The sequence below is a fragment of the Halobacillus salinarum genome, from assembly GCF_022919095.1.
Taxonomy (GTDB): domain Bacteria; phylum Bacillota; class Bacilli; order Bacillales; family Halobacillaceae; genus Halobacillus_B; species Halobacillus_B salinarum.
In genome coordinates this window covers 2,979,472-2,996,542 of record NZ_CP095073.1, presented here as the reverse complement: position 1 = coordinate 2,996,542, position 17,071 = coordinate 2,979,472, and the positions used below count along the sequence as shown (strand labels likewise).

General features: G+C 42.1%; 13 protein-coding genes and 2 pseudogenes. 10 read left to right on the top strand and 5 right to left on the bottom strand.

What is annotated here, in order from left to right; genetic code table 11:
* Positions 1-16 precede the first annotated feature (16 nt).
* The 7 genes and pseudogenes from leuC to MUN89_RS15350 all read left to right on the top strand — a co-directional run bounded on the left by leuC (position 17) and on the right by MUN89_RS15350 (position 7,787).
* Positions 17-1,435 (top strand): 3-isopropylmalate dehydratase large subunit, encoded by a 1,419-nt coding sequence (gene leuC / locus MUN89_RS15380; RefSeq protein ID WP_244708652.1) that lies wholly within the window; start codon positions 17-19, stop codon positions 1,433-1,435.
* Between the two features lie 4 nt (positions 1,436-1,439).
* The gene (gene leuD, locus MUN89_RS15375) at positions 1,440-2,018 is read left to right on the top strand and encodes a 3-isopropylmalate dehydratase small subunit (protein ID WP_244708651.1); all 579 of its coding nucleotides are present in this window, start codon (positions 1,440-1,442) and stop codon (positions 2,016-2,018) included.
* Positions 2,019-2,068: 50 nt separating this feature from the next.
* The gene (gene ilvA, locus MUN89_RS15370) at positions 2,069-3,028 is read left to right on the top strand and encodes a threonine ammonia-lyase (RefSeq protein ID WP_244708650.1); all 960 of its coding nucleotides are present in this window, start codon (positions 2,069-2,071) and stop codon (positions 3,026-3,028) included.
* Between the two features lie 240 nt (positions 3,029-3,268).
* The gene (locus tag MUN89_RS15365) at positions 3,269-4,264 is read left to right on the top strand and encodes an ABC transporter substrate-binding protein (RefSeq protein ID WP_244708649.1); all 996 of its coding nucleotides are present in this window, start codon (positions 3,269-3,271) and stop codon (positions 4,262-4,264) included.
* Positions 4,265-4,280: 16 nt separating this feature from the next.
* Positions 4,281-6,307 (top strand): annotated as a pseudogene (locus MUN89_RS15360) (iron ABC transporter permease).
* 100 nt (positions 6,308-6,407) lie between these two features.
* On the top strand, positions 6,408-7,373 hold the full coding sequence (dapF, locus tag MUN89_RS15355; protein ID WP_244708648.1) for a diaminopimelate epimerase: 966 nt from the start codon (positions 6,408-6,410) through the stop codon (positions 7,371-7,373).
* Positions 7,374-7,388: 15 nt separating this feature from the next.
* Positions 7,389-7,787, top strand: coding sequence for a secondary thiamine-phosphate synthase enzyme YjbQ (locus tag MUN89_RS15350; RefSeq protein WP_244708647.1), 399 nt, complete (start codon positions 7,389-7,391; stop codon positions 7,785-7,787).
* Between the two features lie 38 nt (positions 7,788-7,825).
* Here the strand turns inward: MUN89_RS15350 and MUN89_RS15345 are convergent.
* A pseudogene (locus MUN89_RS15345) lies at positions 7,826-9,081 on the bottom strand (YeeE/YedE family protein).
* 503 nt (positions 9,082-9,584) lie between these two features.
* On the opposite strand from MUN89_RS15345, the gene MUN89_RS15340 reads away from it, so the two are divergent.
* Entirely contained in the window at positions 9,585-9,824 is a 240-nt protein-coding gene (locus MUN89_RS15340) for a hypothetical protein (protein WP_244708646.1), read from the top strand.
* A gap of 37 nt (positions 9,825-9,861) precedes the next feature.
* Here MUN89_RS15340 and MUN89_RS15335 read toward each other — a convergent pair whose 3' ends face one another.
* The gene (locus tag MUN89_RS15335) at positions 9,862-10,398 is read right to left on the bottom strand and encodes a 3D domain-containing protein (protein WP_244708645.1); all 537 of its coding nucleotides are present in this window, start codon (positions 10,396-10,398) and stop codon (positions 9,862-9,864) included.
* A 613-nt stretch (positions 10,399-11,011) separates the two neighbouring features.
* Here MUN89_RS15335 and MUN89_RS15330 point away from each other — a divergent pair.
* Positions 11,012-12,160 (top strand): zinc ribbon domain-containing protein, encoded by a 1,149-nt coding sequence (locus MUN89_RS15330; RefSeq protein ID WP_244708644.1) that lies wholly within the window; start codon positions 11,012-11,014, stop codon positions 12,158-12,160.
* 11 nt (positions 12,161-12,171) lie between these two features.
* Positions 12,172-13,305: a S1C family serine protease gene (locus tag MUN89_RS15325; protein ID WP_244708643.1), complete on the top strand. Its 1,134-nt coding sequence runs from the start codon at positions 12,172-12,174 to the stop codon at positions 13,303-13,305.
* 148 nt (positions 13,306-13,453) lie between these two features.
* Here the strand turns inward: MUN89_RS15325 and MUN89_RS15320 are convergent, their stop codons facing one another.
* The 3 genes from MUN89_RS15320 to MUN89_RS15310 form a co-directional block, all read right to left on the bottom strand.
* A complete protein-coding gene (locus tag MUN89_RS15320) occupies positions 13,454-13,741 on the bottom strand; it encodes a phospholipase (RefSeq protein WP_244708642.1) in 288 nt (95 codons plus the stop codon).
* Positions 13,742-14,150: 409 nt separating this feature from the next.
* Positions 14,151-15,461: a type I glutamate--ammonia ligase gene (gene glnA / locus MUN89_RS15315; RefSeq protein ID WP_244708641.1), complete on the bottom strand. Its 1,311-nt coding sequence runs from the start codon at positions 15,459-15,461 to the stop codon at positions 14,151-14,153.
* A gap of 315 nt (positions 15,462-15,776) precedes the next feature.
* Positions 15,777-16,982, bottom strand: a complete 1,206-nt coding sequence (locus MUN89_RS15310; RefSeq protein WP_244708640.1) for a cytochrome P450 family protein — start codon at positions 16,980-16,982, stop codon at positions 15,777-15,779.
* Positions 16,983-17,071: the final 89 nt, after the last annotated feature.

Sequence of the window (17,071 nt, the reverse complement as noted above, 5' to 3'; positions counted from 1 at the left end):
AAGGAGAGGGTGAAACTTGAGTCAAGCGAAAACGATTGTAGAAAAAATATGGGATAAGCACGTTGTCCATAGAGAGGAGAGCAAGCCTGACCTCATTTATATTGACCTGCATTTGATCCATGAAGTAACTTCTCCTCAAGCGTTTGAAGGACTGCGGATGAGTGGTAGAAAAGTAAGAAGACCGGAAAATACTTTTGCTACAATGGATCATAATGTACCAACCATTCACCGCCACATTATTAAAGATATGGTGTCCAAAAAACAAATGGAAACTTTGGAACAAAACTGTAAGGAGTTCGGGGTTAGACTTGCTGATATAGACCATCCTGACCAGGGCATTGTGCACGTTATTGGTCCAGAGCTAGGACTTACTCAGCCGGGTAAGACGATTGTTTGTGGGGATAGTCATACCTCGACACACGGCGCTTTTGGCGCCTTGGCGTTTGGGATTGGTACAAGTGAAGTCGAGCACGTTCTCGCTACGCAGACGTTATGGCAGACTCCTCCAAAGACTTTGCAAGTGAAAGTGGATGGCGAACTTGGAACAGGAGTAACAGCTAAAGACCTTATTCTTGCGGTTATCGGAAAATATGGCGTTCGGTTCGGGACAGGTTATGTCATTGAATATACCGGCGAAGCTGTTCACAACTTAACGATGGAAGAGCGCATGACGGTCTGTAATATGTCGATTGAAGCAGGAGCACGGGCAGGATTGATCAGTCCAGACGAAACTACAGTGGAATATTTGCGAGGAAAACGTCACGTACCCAAAGAAGAAGCCTTTGAACAGGCAGCTGAAGAATGGCTTGCCCTTGCCTCAGATGAAGGGTGTGTCTATGATGAAACAGTTGAAATTCATGCTAATGAAATCGAACCTCAAGTTACGTGGGGAACTAATCCTTCACAATGCGTACCTGTAAGTGGACAAGTACCAGACCCATCTGCTTTTAGGAAGGAAGAAGACCAGGATGGTGTGCAAAGAGCTATCGATTACATGGGGCTGGAAGCGAATCAAGATATTCAATCCATTCCTGTGGAACACGTGTTCATTGGTTCCTGCACGAATTCACGATTGGGAGACTTAAGAAAAGCTGCTGAAATAGTGCGGGGCGGCAGAGTTCACGAAAATGTGAAGGCCATTGTAGTGCCAGGTTCAAGATCCGTAAAGGAAGCAGCGGAAGCGGAAGGACTTGATACGGTCTTTTTAACTGCTGGATTTGAATGGCGGGACGCAGGCTGCAGCATGTGTCTTGCCATGAATGACGATGTCGTTCCGCCAGGTGAACGCTGCGCATCCACTTCGAACAGGAATTTTGAAGGTCGCCAGGGAAATGGAGCAAGAACGCATTTAGTCAGTCCAGAAATGGCAGCAGCAGCAGCGCTTGAAGGGCACTTTGTGGATGTAAGAAAATACGCAAGTGCAGTAGGAGGTTAAGGCAATGGAACCGTTGAAACAGCACAAAGGTTTAGTTTATCCATTAAATCGTGCCAATATTGATACGGATCAAATTATTCCTAAGCAGTTTCTTAAACGTATTGAACGACAGGGATTTGGTCAATTTCTCTTTTACAATTGGCGTTTTAACGAAGATGGAGCACTGCGTGACGACTTTTCCTTGAATGATCTTAAGTACAAAGATGCCTCTATTATGGTAGCAGGGGAAAACTTTGGCTGCGGCTCATCTCGTGAACACGCACCGTGGGCCATACAGGATTACGGGTTTAAAGTGGTGATCGCGTCAAGCTTTGCAGACATTTTTTATAACAATTGTTTTAAAAATGGTATTCTGCCAATCCAATTATCACAAACGGAAACGAAAGAAATAATTGAAAAGGCTGAACAGCAGTCTCTATCACTGTTTGTAGATCTTAAATCTCAGGTAGTGCAGGATGACGAAGGATTCAGTGCCACCTTTGACATCCAGCCTTACCAGAAGGAAATGCTTCTAAATGGTTGGGATGAAATATCAGTTACCTTAACCTATGAAGATAAAATTGACCAATTCGAAAAAGCATAACTAATAAAGGGAGTGAAGACGTTGGGGATTTCTTAACGCTAGCTAAAGTAATGGATGCACATGAAAAGTTGCAGGAGGTTGTACACCGCACTCCTCTTGAAACTTCTTCTACGCTTAATCAGCAAACAGATCAAAACGTTTATTTTAAAATGGAAAACCAGCAGAAAACAGGCGCCTTCAAGGTCAGAGGAGCTTCATACAAAGTCGCTAGTCTGGCTAAGGAGGAAGCGGACTGTGGAGTGATCGCTGCTTCTGCAGGAAACCATGCACAGGGAGTAGCCATGGCAGCTTCAAAAAGAGGGATAAAAGCTACGATCTTTATGCCGGAAGCGACTCCTAAAGCAAAAATACAAGCCACAGAAGGCTATGGAGCGAGCATTGTTCTTACTGGCGAGTCTTTTCAAGAGGCATACAAGGCTGCACTGGAAGAACAGAAACGGAGCGGCGCTACCTTTGTTCACCCGTTTGATGATTTTGACGTCATGGCGGGACAAGGGACGATTGCTGTCGAAATGCTTCAGCAGCAGCCAGAGCTAGAGAGACTGATTGTACCGATCGGTGGTGGAGGTCTAATTAGTGGAGTGGCATTTGCCGCTAAACAATTAAAGCCTGAGATTGAAATCATCGGTGTTCAATCGGCGAAGGCGCCAGCCACTTATAATGCTTTCTATAAAACAGGTCCACAAAAGCTGACTTCGTGCTCCACTATAGCTGATGGGATTGCTGTGAAAGAAAGAGGAAGACTAACCTTTCAGTGTATTCAAAAATACGTGGATCGGGTAGTTAAAGTCGATGAACATTATATTGCTAAGGCTATGCTGCAGCTGCTCGAAAGGGAGAAAACCTTAGTAGAAGGGGCTGGAGCAACTGCTCTTGCAGCGCTTCTGGATGAAGATGCTAATTGGAAGAAAAAGCACACGGGAGTAATACTGAGTGGAGGTAACATGGACATCGCTAAACTGCCAACGATCCACAAGCTAGCAGCTCCTAAAAAAATAGTGATCGCGTAAATGACAGCGCCCTGGCCTAAAAGCCGGGCGCTGATTTACTGAGGAGAAATGCAGTGAGTAAAAACGGAAAGGGACCTTGCTTACTTTTAAAAACTAATTGATAAAGATTATCATTGACAAAAAAGTAAGACTTAGGTAACATATCGAATATAAATGATAATGAGAATCCTTTTCAACTGAAAGCATTTAGCAGAACAGGGTTTTTCTTACTCTAATACATAATGAAAGGTTGATAAACAGATGAAGAAATCGTTCTTGTGGCTTACAATTATCGTTCTAACTGTTCTTGCGGCTTGCAGCAGTTCGAATAATGAGGAAAGTTCGGAGAATAACAATGAAGGAGACAATTCTGAGCGCTCCGTAAAAATTGAGGATGCTCTTGGGGAGCAAACGATTAAAGGTACGCCGAAGAAGGTTGTTGTTTTAGAATGGACCTATGCCGAGGATCTGCAGGCGCTGGGCATGGAACCAGTTGGCGTTGCAGGGTTGGATTCTTATGGAGATTGGGTAGATGTCGGCATTCCTTTCAGTGATAAAGTTGAGGATGTTGGAACACGTGCGGAACCCAACCTTGAAGCAATTTCCCGCATGGATCCAGATTTGATCATCGGGGTAAAATTCAGGCACGAAGGAATTGCGGATCAGTTGAAAGAAATTGCTCCGACTATTATGTTTGAGCCTTACTCTGAAGAAAGCGCCAAAGACCAGTATAAGAATATGCTGGATGAATTTAATACAGTGGCAAAAGCTGTAGATAAGGAAGATAAAGCAAAAGAAGTCGTCTCTCATATGGAAAAAACCTTCGAGGATCAGAAGCAAAGGTTGGCGGACGCTGGGCATAAGGATGTCAATTATGTGATTACCCAGGCCTTTACTTCCCAAAATACGCCGACACTTCGATTGTTTACTGATAATTCGATTGTATCTCATGTTATGAATAAGATGGGGATGCAGAATGCTTATGAGTCTGATAAACTGGAAACCTACGGATATACTTCTACTACCGTAGAAACTTTGCAAAACTATCAGGATTCTTCATTTTTCTATATCGTGCAGGATAATGACAATATATTCAATAATCAGTTAAAAGGAAATCCAGTTTGGGAAGACTTGGATTTTGTTAAAGAAGGACGCACCTATAAAATGCCTGGCGATACATGGACATTTGGCGGGCCGCTGTCTGCAGAAGTGTTATCCAAGCAGGTTGCAGATGCCATGCTGAAAGAAGATCAATAAAGCGAGTGTATTCTTTATGAAATCGTCACTTAAAAGCACAATGGTCGCGGTTTTCACCTTTGGTGGTGGAGCCGCACTATTGTGCATTTTATCATTTATTCACATCAATCAGGGAAACGTTCAACTATCCTTTCCAACGGTGTTGGAAGCGATTTTTGCCCCTAAAGACACCCTTGCACATCATACCGTGAGAATTCTTCGGATGCCGAGAGCAATTATGGGGATCTTAGCGGGGGAGCTTTGGCGGTATCCGGGGCTGTATTACAAACGGTCACAAAAAACCCGCTTTCATCAGCGAGTACGCTTGGTATCCACTCCGGTACTTATTTCGCAGTAGTCCTGACGACTATTTTCTTTCCGTTTCTAAACGTGGCTAATGGAATTGGGACAGCTTTCGTAGGTGGTGTACTTACGTTTATGGTCGTTTACCTGCTCTCAGGAGCCAGCAGTGCTACTCCAGTAAGAATGGTACTGGCAGGGATGATTGTTACTTTCTTATTTTCTTCATTAACCTCTGTTCTGCAAATCTTTTACGAAAACGAAACACAGGGATTGTTTTTATGGGGATCAGGTACCCTTGTCCAGAATAATTGGAGCGGTGTACAATTTTCTTTTCCGCTTATCCTCGGAGGAATGGTGGTCATTCTCTTCTTATCTGGAAAACTGAATACGCTCACTTTAGGGGATGACGTGGCAACTGCTTTAGGCCAGAACGTCCAAATCGTCAAATTGATCAGTATTCTTGCTGCTGTATTGTTAACTTCAATCACTGTAAGTATAGTCGGGCCGATCGGGTTTGTCGGTTTAGTAGCTCCCCATATTATAAAGCTGCTAGGTTTTCGCAGCCACATACCGCTTTTGTTAGGGTCTTTTCTTTGGGGAGGAAATGTGCTCTTAATGGCTGATATCTTTGCCAGAATCATTGACCCATCTTTTTCTGAGCTTCCTGTTGGCGCAGTAACGGCGCTCATCGGAGCTCCCTGGCTGATTTGGCTGGTTTTAAGGATGAAGAAAGATGCTTCAAAAGAAGAGCCTGGAACAATTATGGCGGGTCATGTGTATAATAAGCTTTCTTTTAAAGCCATTATTCCACTGACTTCTTTAGCTATACTGCTCGTTATTTTTGTCAGTATTTCAAGCGGGAACTATGGCTTTGAACCTTTACTGACATTTGATGCTATAGCTGGGAATACAAATGAATTTACGCGTAACTTTATTTTTAGTCTCAGATTGCCGCGCTCGTTGGTAGCGTTATTCAGTGGCGCCATTCTAGCGGTCAGTGGTCTGGTCTTTCAAGGGGTTCTTAGAAACCCGCTTGCAGACCCTTCCGTTATTGGTATCACTTCCGGTGCAGGGGTTGGAGCTTTGACTATGATGTATGTTTTTCATGTCTCTGCTTTGTTCGTTCCAATTGGAGCAATGATCGGAGCCTTTGTCTTTTTTCTCTTAGTCATGGCGCTTGGAGCAAAAGCTGAATTTAATCCTACGATTCTTGCTTTGCTAGGGATTGGCATTTCAGCCTTTGGTTCCGCATTTATTCAGATCATGGTCGTGCAGTCGGATTTAGGGGTGGCATCTGCCCTTACTTGGCTTTCTGGGACGACTTATGCGAAAGGATGGGAGCAGCTGCTCCAATTCTTAATTTGGCCGGTAGTGATTCTGATTCCATTTCTGGCCTTTTATATAAAAACACTGGATGTGTTGTCGTTAGGTGATGAAACCGCCAAAGGTCTTGGCATGAACGTAAGGTCCATTCGATTCCAAATGGCATTATTTGCTACACTACTTGCTGCCTGCAGTGTAGCAGCTGTTGGATCGATCGGGTTTGTTGGTCTAATCGCTCCTCACCTGGCAAGGCTGTTAGTTGGGAATCTACATCAAAAGCTTCTGCCGGTTACGATGTTGATTGGGGGACTGCTTCTTGTAGTCGCAGATTTATTCAGCCGAACCTTGCTTGCTCCTAATGAAATTCCCTCAGGGATACTTGTCGCACTCATAGGGGCTCCTTATTTCCTTTGGCTTATGAAAAGGCGGGCTGCTTAAACACCACCATTCAAAACGAATGGTGGTGTTTCTTTAGCCTGAAAAAGAAGAGGTGTGCTATGATGAAAAATAGACAGGGAGCGAAGGAGAGAATGTATGAATGAATATTGAAATTATTAAATGCCACGGTTCCGGCAATGATTTTATACTTATTGATGAGATGAAACATCATTATTCCTTTACAGAAGAAGAGAGGAAGAAACTTTCATTAGTTCTGCCCAACAGAATGAACGGGATTGGATCTGATGGAATTTTATTTGTACTTCCCAGTGACAAAGCTGCTGCACGTATGAGAATGTTCAACTCTGATGGCACGGAGGCAGAAATGTGCGGAAATGGTCTCCGTTGTGTAGCGCGCCATATCATTGAAAAGACGGGGAGCTCACCTGTCAAAATTGAAACCGATAAAGCGGTACTTCAAGTTGCACAAGTAGAGGAGATTTATCCAGGTATCGATACGTTTTCAGTAGCCATTGAGCCAGTCTCCTTCAACGTAGATACTTTGCCAATGGATTTTGAAAATTCTACCGCTGTAGACGTAAGCATTCCTGAGCTATCGGAAGAAATGACATTTACAGCACTAAGCGTACCTAATCCTCACATTGTGGCCATGTTGGATAGTTATGATGAAAAAGAACTTTATGCAATCGGACAAAAAGCGAATAACCTGCCTCAAGTATTTCCGAACGGAGTAAACGTAAGCTTTGTTAAAAGCCTGGCAAAGAACAAAATATTTGTCCAGACTTATGAACGGGGAGTAGGTTTAACTAATGCTTGTGGTACAGCTATGTCTGCTTCTTCCTTAGTTTCTACGATTCTTACTTCTAATGATCTTCATACACCGATTGTAGTGATGAATAAAGGTGGCTTAGTCAACTGCCTGGTGGAAAAGGAACGTGATGAATACTCCATTCAATTAAGAGGGAATGGTACGTATGTTTATCAAGCAGCGATTGAGGTAAATATTCATGAAGGAACTTGGAAATTTACGAGGGATCCAGTGTATTTTCAAAAAGAAATCGATACCTACGAAACGCTCAAAGATTATGCAGCTTCACAAAGCTAAAGGAGTTATGTTCCAATGATGAAAACTTTTGAATTAAGAACCGATCATCATGACCAAATGGTAGATGTAACCTCTGAAGTCGAAGGGTGGATTAAAGAACAAGGGGTGAAGGATGGTATTGTCGTTGTGACTTCTATGCATACCACAGCCGGTCTTACCGTAAATGAAAATGCTGATCCGGATGTTAAAACAGATATGCTGCGCAGGTTTTCAGAGATCTATCCGTGGGCAGATCAGAAAGACTTACACGGGGAAGGCAATACAGCTGCCCATATGAAGACGAGTACAGTCGGTCATGCTCAGACACTCATTATTGAAAAGGGCAGTTTAGTCCTTGGTACGTGGCAGGGACTGTATTTTTGTGAATTTGATGGACCGAGAAATCGTAAGTATAAAGCGAAAATTATTCAATAAAAAGAAGCGGATGCCTACAAGGCATCCGCTTTTTAAATCTAGCATATGGAGTCTCTAGGATCCGGATTATTAAGACCAAATAATGGACGAATGAACAGAGCGAGAAATGAACCAAGCAATGCCATTATCATCCATACCCAGCCGTGAAGGCTGAAGGAAGCAATTCCACCGAAATATGCGCCGATGTTACATCCAAAGGCTAGACGGGCACCGTACCCCATTAAGCCTCCGCCGATAATAGCAGCAATTCCTATTCCTGGTTTGATTTTTCCGGGCTTAAAATCTCCCTGGAAGGACGCGGCAATAAATGCCCCAAGAATGATCCCGAAGTTCATTACACTTGTAGAATCTGCAAGGACAGAGGTATTTAGAGCTTCAGTATTGCCCTGCCAATATTGCCAGCTGGCGACGTCTACACCAAATAAATCAAGAAATTGGGAACCCCATAAGGCAAAAGCTGAGGTAATTCCCCACGGTTTGCCGCGTACGGTGAGTGTAACAGCGTTTAATATGCCGAGAACAACTGCAGCCACAAGAAGGGGCCATGCCCCGCGCCATAGCTTTTTAAAACCAGATGTAGTTGCCAGAGGTTTCATCCTCGGCGGATTGGTTTTCCGGGCAACTTTAACTGTAATGGCATAAATGCCGATGAAAATCAACATTTGTAAAACCCAGCCCCGAAATAGCCAAGTCCTGTCGTTTCCGCTAAAGAAATGGCAGGAAGAGTTGGGAGGTCACGCCAAAATCCAATTTGATAGGCTCCTAAAACAGAACCGCCGATAAACCCTAGCAGAGTAAGCAGCATAGAACTCTTTCCGCCGCCTACCGTATAAAGTGTTCCAGAAGCACATCCAGAGCCCATTTGCATTCCGATTCCAAACATAAAAGAGCCGGCAACAACGCTTAATCCTACAGGAAAAACATAACCAGACGGCGTTTGACCTGTAAAGCTGAAACCGGTAGAAAGAATGATGGCAAATAAAGTGGAAGCAACGGCCAGCATTACCATGTGAGATTGCAATCCTTGAACATTCCCTACAGAAAGCAGTCGTCTAAATGCAGAGGTGAAACCAAAACGTGCGTGCAGCAAAGCCAGCCCAAAAGCAAGTCCAATAAGAAAAAGAACGCCTTGAGTCATTGAGGCTGTGGAAGTAATAATCAAAAACAGGAGAATTGCTGCAGCAATTCCAGCTATAACTAAAGGCTTTTGTACAGGTTTTAATGATTCTCTATTAGTAAAGGCTTGTTCTTCAGGTGCTTCTTTATGCAAATTCTTAACAGCTGATTGAGCCATCTATTTATACCTCCTCATTCCGATTAGTTTACTCAGATTTATAACGTATCTTATCGTAAACCATCATTGGTTAGTTGTAAACTCTTTTGTTTGAACGAGAGTTGGTGCGGTAGGATCTGGAGCTTTTCATTCATAAAAACGGGTTAATGGCATAAATTAGAATAAGCCTTTCACTATTTACAGAGATTTAACACTATTTCTTCGGACAAGTTGGTAAACTTTAAGTGTAGACAGGATGATTTAATAATTAATTGGAGGGATGTCTTATACCTGTCGTTTGCCTTATCTTCACTCGTTGGTTTTTCAATTTATGTATAAAATCAGATCGAAGAACAGCTTGGCGAACATCTGGCGCACCTCCCCCTACATAATAATGAAGAGAAGAGCTGACCGCATTACCTTTGCGGTTAGTTCTTTTTATTTGGGCATAATAAATGAGGATTAAATGTTATTTTTCACGGGTACATTCAACTAAAATGCTTGAAGGATGGTGAACGAATCGTATGAGTGAAATGAGAAAAAGCTGGAAGGTCGTCTTTTTGGTCCACAGTACACGAGTAGTTAGTCATGAGATGGAATTAAGTGAAGAAATGAGTGCCAGGGAAGCGTCTGAATTTATTGTGAAGCAGTTAGATAAAGGAGAATGGTGGTTCCTTGAAGACGGAGTCGGTCTTCATACCGATAGTGTCGAAAGCTTTTATTTAGATGGCTGCGCGAAACAAACACGTTTCTCTAGGGAGTAATAGACAGGCCCGGCTCTTTAAGAGCCGGGCCTGTCTATTAAGATTCTAAAATTTCTACTTTTACTTGTCTTCGTCCAAATTTCATGGCATTGCCGTGCTTCGGAATGAAGCAGTCGATGCGGTGACCTTGAATATCTGATCCAATATCTCCTGCTATCGCCACTCCGTAACCAGGAACGCGCACCTTAGAGCCGAGAGGGATCACATCTGGGTCCACAGCAATAACCTTCTGCTTTGGATTTTTCCGTAGATTAATTCCTGTATAAGTTGTCCCGCTGCATCCTTCACAAAAAGCGGTATAAGCAGTAGCCTCTACATTTACCGTGCGTTTGACTTCGTTGTTATTCTCAGTTTTCTTAGCTGCTTTTTTCTTCTTTTCTTCAAACCGCTTGTGTTCTTCTTTTCTTTTAGCAAGTTTCAAAGATTTGACGTCCATTTTTTGTATGGCAATAGGCGTCTGGTCGCTTTCTGCCAGTTCAACAGCTGATACTGTAGAGTTTTGCTGAGAACCATGACCGAAGACGCCGGCTATATAAAATAGGAGAGTGAAAAATAAAATAGATGATTTCTTCATAACCGTTTTTGCCTCCTTCAAAAGTAGTACTGGAAGGAGTATAACAAGCATTCATATAGACACTCAAATACATAACAGCTACATTTCAGTTACAAGATTATTACATTAGACTCATTTATACAATTATGTATTTAGATGGACAAAATGTGACAAAGATGAATCAAAAAAACTATTTGGAAAAATAGGATAATTTTGTTTAATAAGTAAAAAACAGCAGGATAAAAAGCTGACAGGGATAAAATTCCGCTGAAAAAGCCGCTTAATTGAGGCGGCTTTTTTAATAGTATGGACTTACTTTGAGGTTCCCTTTCTTTTTGAACCACAACAGGTGCGTCGAGCAGGTTTTTGCTGCCCGTTATTAGACTGTGTGCGTCCAGGACGACTCTTCATCACGACACTCCTCTCAATCTATATAAGACTATTGTATGTTTTTATCGATTAGATGGTCGTGCGAATGACATGGTTACAAGAAAAATGAAGGGAAAAATAATTTATTGTCGGATTTCTGAAAACCCCTGTCGATTGAATGATAAATCATGCTATAATAATGATTGAAAAAAAGGAAAAGAAACCCATCTTTTTCCATTCGATGTGTAAAAAGGAGGACGGTCCCGTGAACAATTGTAACAACTGCGGGAACCCGGTGGAAGATACTTCTCGTTTTTGCTCCAACTGTGGTGCCAGTTTAGTAGATGAACCGTTGGATTACATAAATAAACCAAAAAAAATTTGGACCTATCTGCTTCCCTTCTTAGCTCTTCTCCTCTCCATTGCGGCAGTATCTTATACCTATTATCATGAACTTCATGTCAATGAAAAAGTACTTGCATCTAAGCAGCAGGCTGATGAACTTGCCCTTAATGGCAAATATGAGCAATCTGAAGCGCTGATGGCTGAAGTTGTTGAAAAACGCCCGGAACATGAAGCTTTGCAGCAGGAACTCAGCAGCATACGTTCAGCGATGGCTATGAATAACGATCTTGACCTAGTTAAAGGGTATATTAAAGATAATCGTCTGCAGGATGCAAAAGAGAGCCTGGCAACTATTCAGAATCAAGTAGTCAATCAAAAAAGCCGGTTGTTAGGTACATTGAGTCCTAGAATCAATGATTTGGATTCTAGAATTACTGTAAAAGAAATAAGTAATGAATTAAACCAGTTACATACAATAGATGAATTAGCTGCAAAATTAGATAAACTTTCGGGATTAAACCTGGAAGAAGCAGGGAAAGTCCGTCAGAAAATTTCAACAAAGATAGTCGCGATTGCGACAGACAAAGCTGAAAAGGCGATCGATGACAAGCAGTTTACTGAAGCTGTGAATGTAGTGGATCGGAGTCTGCAATACGTGGCTAATCATGAAAAGCTTGTAAAGCTGAAGGAAAGAGTAATAAAAGAAAAGAGTGCCTTCGAGCAGGCCCAGGAAGAACGTATAGAGCGTGCGATGCAGCAGGCAGCAGAGGAAGACTTGAAAAATAAAAATGACGCCATAAAAATTCTAAATGTAAAGCTTTCCAAGAACAAAGACCACCAAGTAAAGCTTAACGGTGAAGTGGAAAGCGTTGCTACGAAAATCGTAAGCTCGGTGAAAATCAGTTACGATCTCTTGAATAAGAAGGAAAAAGTCGTAAAGTCAGGGTCCACTCAAATCTATCCTATGTATTTAAATCCTAGAGATAAAGGGGAGTTTGAAAAGGACATCTATGGTGTAGATGGCGACTTATCTGTGAAAATTACCAATGTAGAATGGTATGTAGAATAGGAGGATGTCCTGTGAACCGTTCGTGGATCGTCAGCCTTGTTCTGACTATTTTCATTCTAGGGGCAGGTGTTGCAGGCAGTTTATATTTCATGCACACTGTTCCAGATAAACTGGCTGCCGAAGCGGTTTTAGATGAACCAACGGAAGACGGAAAGGGCGAGGAAAAGGTTCCCAAAACAAAGGATATTATTTTTCAGTCCCAAAAGAAGGTTGTGCAGATCAAATTAGATGATGGAACGATAGGTTCTGGTTTTCTGTATAACAAAAAAGGTGACATCATTACGAATGCCCATGTGGTGGCCAATCATAAAAAAGTGACGGTCATTACAGTAGATTCCAAGAAACTAACCGGAAATGTCATTGGAACCAGCCCTGACACAGATGTGGCTGTTGTTCGAGTGCCAGGGTTGAAGGGAAAGGATCCTCTTCCGTTGCAAACGGAGGAAAAGGCTGAACTTCTCGACCAAGTATTGGCGCTTGGAAGCCCTTTAGGCTTACAGAATACAGTCACTAGCGGAGAGGTCAGTGGATTAAACCGCAGCTTTAATTTGAAGCCGTTCAAGTATGAGAATGTCTATCAGATTTCTGCTCCAATTTCGCCAGGAAACAGTGGCGGGCCGCTTATTGAAGAAAAAACAGGGGAAGTCATCGGTATAAACTCAGCTAAATTAGGCAAAGAGAATATTGGTTTCAGTATTCCCATTGTGGAAGTGTTATCGTTAGTCAAAAACTGGTCAGAAACTCCGATGAAATCACTGCCGCAGTTTCCTGAGCTGGCTTCAGGAACATCGGATCAGCCGGAAGCCTCTTCCCCCGCAGAAGAAGCTACTTATCTTGTGCAATACTTTTATACGAGTATAAACCAGGGAGATTTTGTCACCGCCTACTCCTTAATTGGAAGTGAATGGCAGAGTACGAAGAGTTATGAAGAATTCAGGGCTGGTTATAACAATACATTGTCCGTGAGTATTGATAACATCATTGCGGACCCTAAAGACGACCATGTCGAAGTCACTGCATTTATTACGGCTGAGGAAACGAAACAAGGGGAAGTCAATACAAAAAAATATAAAGTTAAGTATCCTGTCGGTAATGAAAATAATCAAATGAAAATTCTTTTAGGTAAAGGGGAAGCACTTAACTAACGAGAGAACAGCAGCCAGCCGTGCTGCTTTTTCTTTTTTGTGGAGTATTGTTTTTTGCTTTCTTTCCAAAAGGAAAAGAGGGAAGAATGAAGGGGAAGAGGCAGGCGAAGGGAGAAGCTGTAGGGGAAGCTTCCTTAATAAATATGGTTTAAAAACCGCAAGTAAAAAACGATTGCAGTCTCATATATCTATAAATGATTTGGGCATGCCTGCCTTCTTCCGTGTATGGATTGCGCAACAAATCCAGTTGTCTTAAGAATTGCTGATCGCAATAACAGGATGGGCCGTATTGGCGGTAACACTCATCATGTTCTTTACAGGCAGCATCTACGGCATTGACTGGTTCTCCCGGACCGCTGCACCCAGGTCCACAATACTTATATCCTGGAAAGACACAGAATCCCGGGAATAAACCTCGTCGGCTTTCGTCGTTCACTTTATTGACCTCCAAACAAATCTTTTATTACAAGTATATGATTAGAAAGTAAACGAGGTATGGGTAGCTGAATATAAAGAAATGAGCAAAGAGGAGATTCATTTAAACCATATATTCAACGAAGGGAAGAGGATTTACCGAAAAGAAGACTCTCTTGGGTGAACTAGGTGAAGGAGAGTCTTTTTTTGTCTTTAAAGCATACCAAGGAGCGAGGTCCCTTCCACTCCTGCGGAGGAACGAGTGAACCGAGATTGCCGAATGTGGGTTTCGAGAGGAAACTCGGGTGCTCGTCCCCGGAAAGGGAAGGGGTCATAGCTCTTTTCGGTAAGAATAAAATTTGTAGAATAACAAGGAGTTTCTCTACAAGCTTAGAGCACCCTGTATAGAACAGGGTGCTCTCTTAGTACTTTTACTTATTCATATATTGGTCGATTTCCCATGAGCTGACTTGAAGAGAATATTGCGTCCATTCTTCTTCTTTATGTTCAATATAAGCCTGGGAAGTATGATCACCGAGTGCATTCATAAGAACGGTATCCTTCTTCAAAGCTTTGACTGCTTCTTTTAAGTTCGTTGGCAGGGTAGGTACGCTGTCATCGGTAACCTCGTATAAATTACGAGTTTCATCTTTCCCTGCATCGAGTTCATTGCGGATACCTTCAAGTCCAGCCTGAATTAATACAGCAAGTGTAAGGTATGGGTTAGCGGTTGGGTCAGGATTGCGGACCTCAAAGCGTGTTCCCTTCCCGCGGGTGGTTGGTACGCGGACCATACAGCTGCGGTTTGAGTGGGACCATGCCACACTTACTGGTGCTTCATAACCAGGTACAAGACGCTTATAAGAATTAACGTTAGGGTTAGTAATAGCTGCAATACCACTAGCGTGGTGAAGAATTCCAGCGATGAACTGCTTCATGGTTATCGATACGCCATCTTCTGCATCTTCATCATAAAAGGCGCTGTCTCCGTCTTTAAAAAGAGATAAGTGGCAGTGCATTCCAGAACCGTTCTCTCCGGAAAATGGTTTTGGCATAAAAGTGGCATGATACTCATGATTAGTTGCAATGTCTTTAACGACGTTTTTAAACGTTTGAATGTTATCAGCGGTTTTTAACATATTGTCAAAACGGAAATTAATTTCATGCTGCCCTTTGGCAACTTCGTGGTGTGAAGCTTCCATTTCAAAGCCGTACTTCTTCAGGGTGCGAACGATATCCCGGCGCACTTTATCTCCTTTATCCATTGGAGAAGAATCAAAATATCCCCCGTGGTCGTTCATTTGCCGCGCAGGATAGCCGTCTGCATTTAACTTAAACAAGAAAAATTCTGGTTCTGGACCAACGTTTACAGTGTAACCCATATCAGAAGCTTCTTGCATCGCTCTTTTCAATATATAACGAGGGTCCCCTTCAAAAGGAGTTCCGTCCGGTTTATAAATATCACAAATAAAGCGAGCTGCTTGATCTTCATCTACAATTGCAGGAAGGACTAAAAATGTATCCAAGTCTGGTACTAAATACATGTCACTTTCCTGAATGGCTGTGAATCCTGATATAGAAGAGCTGTCAAACATTGCTTCGTTATTGAGTACCATATCTAATTCATCGATAGGTAGTTCCACGTTTTTTGTGTCCCCAAGCATATCTGTGAATTCTAGTAAAATGAATTCTACATTTCTTTCTTGAACCTCTTGTTTGATTTGCTCCTTCGAATAGCCCATTAAGTTACCTCACCTTTTCCTTTTTTTAGTAATTTACCCAACAAGTATGTGGATCGGGAATCTGTTCTTCCCTTATGTTAGGAATTCTAACACACAATGTAGGTAAAACTCAAAAAAATTCTGCGATTTTAGTAAATTAATTTGAAAATAGCTAGTCTGCTTGATTAACAGATCCCACTTTTAATAGTTACAGACAGCCTTATGTACAGGAGTCACTATTTTCAGGGAGGTGGAGGACATAGTCAAAGCCATTTATTCATCTTTGTCTCATAATGGACATTTGTTTAATTCTGTACCTTAACCTTAGCAATTGAGTTAGTTAGTAACACTTTCGGTGTTAAGTTTGATTAAGAGTTGTTTCAGTCCTCTTAACAGGAACATATTTCTCCATTCAGGCCGCTTTTCAGCTAATTTAATATGGGGAAAAGCGGTAAGCAGTTTTTGGAAAGCAATCTTACCTTCCAGACGAGCGAGCGGAGCTCCCAGGCAAAAATGAATACCATAACCAAAGGCAATGTGAGAATTAGGCTTTCTCGTAATATCAAATTCATCAGGATTATCAAATTTCTTCTCGTCTCGATTCGCCGATGAAAGAGAGGCTAAGACAAGGTCGCCGCGTTTAATAGTTCGGCCCCGTAAAGTTAACTCTTCTTCCGCCCAGCGGGCCGTAGAGAAGTCAACGGGGCTGTAGTAACGAAGGCATTCTTCAACAGCCGTTTCTGTCAGTGATAAGTCATTAATTAATTTATCCAGTTCCTCCGGATGTTCAAACAAAGCAAGCATTCCGTTGCCAATAAGATTAACTGTCGTTTCATGACCGGCGATAATTAAAAGTACGATCATGGAATAAAGCTCGTCATTACTTAACAAATCACCTTCTTCTCGAGTTTGTAATAATTTAGAGATAAGGTCCTCTCTCGGATCGGCTTGTCTCTCTTCAAATAATATGTCTAAATAATGAATGAAATCGTTGATATCTGCTGCGAAATCCTCCTGTGTATTGTCAGCGGCGGAAACAATCGTATTTGACCATTGCCTGAACTTATCTCTATCCTCAACAGGAACTCCAAGTAATTCACTAATGACAATGATAGGCAGAGGAAAGGCAAAATCATCAATTAAATCCACCGGGCCATCTTTTTTTCTCATTTCATTAATTAAATCATCTGCAATATCGAGGATTCGTGGTTCTAACTTGCGGATGGTTTTCGGATTAAAATGAGGCTGCACAAGTTTCCTTAGTCTTCGATGGTCTGGCGGATCAACGTCAAGCATCATATTTTGAAACACTTTCACTTCCAGCGGGGTTTCATCTTCCTCCTGCTGGGAGAATAACTTGGACTGATCTTTAATAAAGCTCGGTTTTTTCAACAGGGACAGAACATCTTCATACTGGGTAACAATCCAAGTCGTATTTCCGTCTTCCTTAGATAAAGGATAGACAGGTTCAGTTTTACGGAGGTCTTTAAAAAATGGGTAAGCACCAACTTTAAAATTCGATTCTTGGACTTCTTGAGACATAAATGCATCCTCCTCTGTATGTAAGTGACAGATATTAACAATAGTATAAAGGAGAGAATTTAAGGCCTCAAATAATATTGATTCAGGAA